Source organism: Microcystis sp. T1-4, from assembly GCF_000297435.1.
Classification (GTDB): Bacteria; Cyanobacteriota; Cyanobacteriia; order Cyanobacteriales; family Microcystaceae; genus Microcystis.
In genome coordinates this window covers 1-4,134 of record NZ_CAIP01000133.1, presented here as the reverse complement: position 1 = coordinate 4,134, position 4,134 = coordinate 1, and the positions used below count along the sequence as shown (strand labels likewise).

General features: G+C 40.6%; 7 protein-coding genes. 4 read left to right on the top strand and 3 right to left on the bottom strand.

Annotated features, from left to right (window positions below; all coding sequences use genetic code 11):
* Window positions 1-84 precede the first annotated feature (84 nt).
* A complete protein-coding gene (locus MICAI_RS26345; protein ID WP_002735110.1) occupies window positions 85-258 on the top strand; it encodes a hypothetical protein in 174 nt (57 codons plus the stop codon).
* Between the two features lie 351 nt (window positions 259-609).
* Here the strand turns inward: MICAI_RS26345 and MICAI_RS23435 are convergent, their stop codons facing one another.
* The 3 genes from MICAI_RS23435 to MICAI_RS07940 form a co-directional block, all read right to left on the bottom strand.
* Window positions 610-762, bottom strand: a complete 153-nt coding sequence (locus tag MICAI_RS23435) for a DUF3368 domain-containing protein (RefSeq protein WP_008200105.1) — start codon at window positions 760-762, stop codon at window positions 610-612.
* Window positions 763-885: 123 nt separating this feature from the next.
* Window positions 886-1,218, bottom strand: coding sequence for a hypothetical protein (locus MICAI_RS23430; protein WP_008200103.1), 333 nt, complete (start codon window positions 1,216-1,218; stop codon window positions 886-888).
* A complete protein-coding gene (locus tag MICAI_RS07940; protein ID WP_002764591.1) occupies window positions 1,211-1,462 on the bottom strand; it encodes a UPF0175 family protein in 252 nt (83 codons plus the stop codon). The genes MICAI_RS23430 and MICAI_RS07940 overlap by 8 nt, the downstream gene beginning before the upstream one ends.
* 420 nt (window positions 1,463-1,882) lie before the next feature.
* On the opposite strand from MICAI_RS07940, the gene MICAI_RS07935 reads away from it, so the two are divergent.
* The 3 genes from MICAI_RS07935 (at window position 1,883) to MICAI_RS27800 (ending at window position 3,601) form a co-directional block, all read left to right on the top strand.
* Window positions 1,883-2,077, top strand: coding sequence for a hypothetical protein (locus MICAI_RS07935; RefSeq protein ID WP_004162545.1), 195 nt, complete (start codon window positions 1,883-1,885; stop codon window positions 2,075-2,077).
* The gene (locus tag MICAI_RS07930) at window positions 2,056-2,307 is read left to right on the top strand and encodes a type II toxin-antitoxin system RelE family toxin (RefSeq protein WP_008200095.1); all 252 of its coding nucleotides are present in this window, start codon (window positions 2,056-2,058) and stop codon (window positions 2,305-2,307) included. The genes MICAI_RS07935 and MICAI_RS07930 overlap by 22 nt, the downstream gene beginning before the upstream one ends.
* A gap of 268 nt (window positions 2,308-2,575) precedes the next feature.
* Window positions 2,576-3,601, top strand: coding sequence for a PEP-CTERM sorting domain-containing protein (locus MICAI_RS27800; RefSeq protein WP_008200093.1), 1,026 nt, complete (start codon window positions 2,576-2,578; stop codon window positions 3,599-3,601).
* Window positions 3,602-4,134 lie beyond the last annotated feature (533 nt).

Below are 4,134 nucleotides of genomic sequence, written 5' to 3'. Positions count from 1 at the left end.
CCTGCCCCCCTTGATAAGGGGGGTGCCGATAGGCGGGGGGATCTGATGATTTTTAACGCCTACCTACTTAGGTGATTATTTATTATGACTATGTCGAGAGAGGAACAATTAAAGCTCCTTGGTCAGATGAAAGATTCTGATATAGATTATTCAGATATAGCTGCTACTGATGCCGAATTTTGGCAAGAAGCTACTGTAGAAGCTGCCCGTTGGATGGTATCGAGGGAAACGCCCATCGCCAGTAGGGGCAATTCATGAATTGCCCCTACTCCGTACCTCCCAACTGGGTTTTAAGTTTTATGATGCCTTACATCTGGCTTTTGCTGAAGCGGGGGGCGCTGATATTTTCCTGACCACCGATGACAGGCTGCTGCGAAAAGCTCAACAATATAGAGATTTAATTAACGGGTTCTTCGGTTTGTCTTATGCAATGGACGGGGTTATAAGGAATGAAACCCTTATAGAGACAGGTGTTGCTGCGATTTTTGTCAACTGTTTTCGATCTAGAGCGAACTAATCAATTAAATCTCTTGCCAGATAAAGATTTAGTCGATTTATGCTCCCCTATCGAACCATACCAAGTAACGAAGAGCCTTTTTTTAAGCATACTTACTCTCCAGCTAATCGAAGAACATCATTGACAACTTTATCAGTTAGCCACATTCCTTGATGGCGTAACTTAGCAATAACGGGAGCAACAGAAGATAGATAGCCCTGCTGCTTCGCTTTAACTAAAACACCAAGCGTTCCTGAATATTTCAAGCGATAAGTAGGTGGGTGGAATTAAATATAAAATGAACGTAGGTTGGGTTGAAGCATGAAACCCAACGCCCGCATGGGTTACGCTACCGCTAACCCATCCTACAAATAATTGTGCCTACCTACTTATAAATCGGCAATACGTCGGGCTAACTGATCATCAAAAATCAGTAAACTACCTGGATTTTCTAATCCCAAAGCTAATACCTCTGCTTCTCCTTGCCCTAAATCAATAATAGCTGGAATTAGACTGACTGATTTAACCAGAGTAATTGAAATCCATTCAATCGCCTGAATATTGGGAACATCAATTCCTTTATTTTTACCGATTGCTAATTCTTCGATTACTGCTGGAGGAGTCAAGATTTGAGAATACAAGCGTTGGAGCAATTCCAAATAGCCCACTTGATGTAAGTACAGTAGAGGAGAGGTGTTGACAATGACTTGAGGATTAGGCATTGACAATATCTTGTTCCAATTGTTCAGTCGTTAAAGAAAAGGGGGAGACTTGATAACGCCCCAAAATAGTTAAAAATTCTACTCGTGACATTCCGGCTAATTGGGCTGCACGTCCTGAAGATAGTTTGTCAAGTTCAAAGAGTTTAACGGCTGCCAATATTTTTAATTCTCTTGATAGATTTTCAGGAGTTTCTTTGAGACTAATTAAGATTTCTTCAGGAATTTCAAGGGAAATAGTGCTCATTTTCTTTCTCTCTCAATAATTGTCTCTATTCTACACCAATAAAATTAGTCCTTCTCTGTGAGCAGAATCAGTAACGGGTTTCCCCTCTCCAGCCGACAGAATGAGCAGGTGCAGTCTATCTTGTCCTCAAGGGGTTGGAGACCAAGCCTCTGCGGCTTTATGGCAATATAATCGTGCTTAATTTGGGTTAGCCATCGAGTTGAGGGGCAGTCAAGGGAGAACACAAAGGCGAATCCGACATACCGCGCCACAATCCCTTAGGGAAGACGATGATTTGCCTGAGAAGGAGTAAAACAGGGGAAACTACCTGAGACTCCTTCTCCTGTGAATCGATGCGATCGCACTCTTAGGATACACTTATAAATGTGGTAAAACTTAAAATGAAAGCCAGAAAAACAATAAGGAGGTAAGGGCAGTAGCATGAACGACCAAAGTGCTGTAGATATTGAGCAATTCCTAGAGTATTTAGAAACTTCTGAGACGGCTGATGACGTGCTTCCCGAAGAAATTGAAGCGGCAGAGAAAGCCTATCAGGAGTATCTAGAAGGGCGCGATCCTGGCAAATCCTTAGTTAAGTTAAAGGCTGAATTAGGATGTGGCGTTACATCATCTTAAAACCAGCCGAGCGTTACCTAAAACGGTCACAGCCTCGTAGCCAAGAGCGTATCTTAAATGAACTGGATCAATTGCTGGTTAGTCCTACTCAGACAGATTTCAAAAAACTTAAAGGACGTGAGGGTTATCGTCTGCGAGTTGGTAATTATCGGGTATTAATGCAAATCAATCGAGAAGAACGGCTTTTCATTATCACTGAGATCGGTTCTCGTGGTGATATTTATAAATAATACCGAATCCGACATACCGCTCCACAATCCCTCACGGAAGACGATAGTTTGCCTGAGAAGAAGTAAAACAGGGGAAACCACCTGAGACTCCCTCTTTGGGGAGTCGTTGTTAGAGAGAGAAATATAAAGACTTATTAAAATTGTAGCTTTTGATACTTTATCGGGGGGGTAGTGTGTATAGTCCTTTTGTCCGTCTTTGTTGTTGGGTTAGGCTGTTGCTTGACCTAGCTGCGAGGGATGCAATCGTACTTAGTTTTATTAGAAAGTGATGTTTGGAAAATCTTTGCAAACCTTCATACTTGGAAGCTTATTAAGTTCTTCCTGCCTGTTATTAACAACCAATCTGGTTGCCGCTACGACTGTCACTTCTAATAATAGAAGTATATTCGGTAGGCAAATAGGACAGCCACCTCTCGAAATTTTCGGCATAGTACCAACAGGTACATTTTATCTTTTCAATGCGCATCCTCCATTACCAGCTATAGATTTAGGATTTAAAAGTTTACAACACAGATATGAAGACGATGCTACGTTTCTCATTGAACTACACGGTACAGATGGCTCAGGTCAAGTTCGTTCAGATTTAGTACAAGATGCTGGGGGTAATCTTATTTTTACATCTAGTGTGAGAGCAAGTATTTTTCCTGGTCAAGCAGAAAACTTACCTGTTTCTATGACAGTAGCTTTATCTGATCCATTAACCATTGGCCCAGGATTTACCAATTTTTCTACCCTTAGCCTAGATGTATTTTTATCTTCTGGAACAAAGTTTAATGGAATTCCTCGTGTCCCAAGTATTGCAGACAATCCAAAAATCAGTTTAAGTGCAAGAGTAGCATCGGGAGAAATATCTGATCCATTTAACTTTTTTAATGACTCTATTGCTGATGCAATAGATCTTTATCAGATAGAGATAGAGCAATCAAATTCAAGTGGACTTATTGAGCCTACTATAAGTCTTGGAACAAGCAATTCATTCTTTTCTTTATCATTTAGCGATTCTAACGGCGTGATTGAACAGCGTATAGTTAATGCCTTCAGTGGGAATGCAGGAAACTATGAAGTGTTAAACAATAAATTTCTTTTTAGTCTTACACTAGAGCCGACTCAAGAAAACTTAGTTTATACGTTTGGAGATAAACTAGAAGCTCTTGCACCAGATGTAGAAACTGTACCTGAACCCTCTACATTCCTCAGCTTATTAACCCTTGGGGCATTGGGTACAGGTGCAATCCTCAAGCGCAAACTAAAACCCTCCCAATCGACAGAAAAGGAAACCACAAAAGTCTCCTAAAAATCATCAATGAAAAACGCACAATCACCCCTTTATTTAGTCACTTGAAGGGGTTTATTTTTACCATCTTTTTTAACCTTAAAAAAATCTCAGTGATCTTAGAAAAGAGCGAGTAACTCGGCTTGATTGATAATTGGAATCCCTTGATAAGTATCGATAATTAAAAAATCACCTTTTTTTGCGATCATAACTCGTGGTTAAATTAATCTGATGTTCGCGTTAAGGCTATTTTGAGACTTCCTCAACGAGGGAATCAGTGTTCCAGCCAACGACAGAATAAGAGTTTCAGCTTAACCCGAACTTACGTTAATTAGTCATCCCAATCTGAATTCCCAGAAAATAAAGTTAATCTAAACATTTGCCTGACTTAGAGAATCTTGATTCTGGTTTTTTTGTAAGAGTTGAATGGGTTGTTGACATCCTCACCGCCGTAAACGGACGGCGATTCCCAAACCTCACGATTTAGGTTTCTGCTTCTTTCCCTTGCGGGGTTCCGCACCTGCCTTAACAGATTTACTCTGTTCTGGTCATCA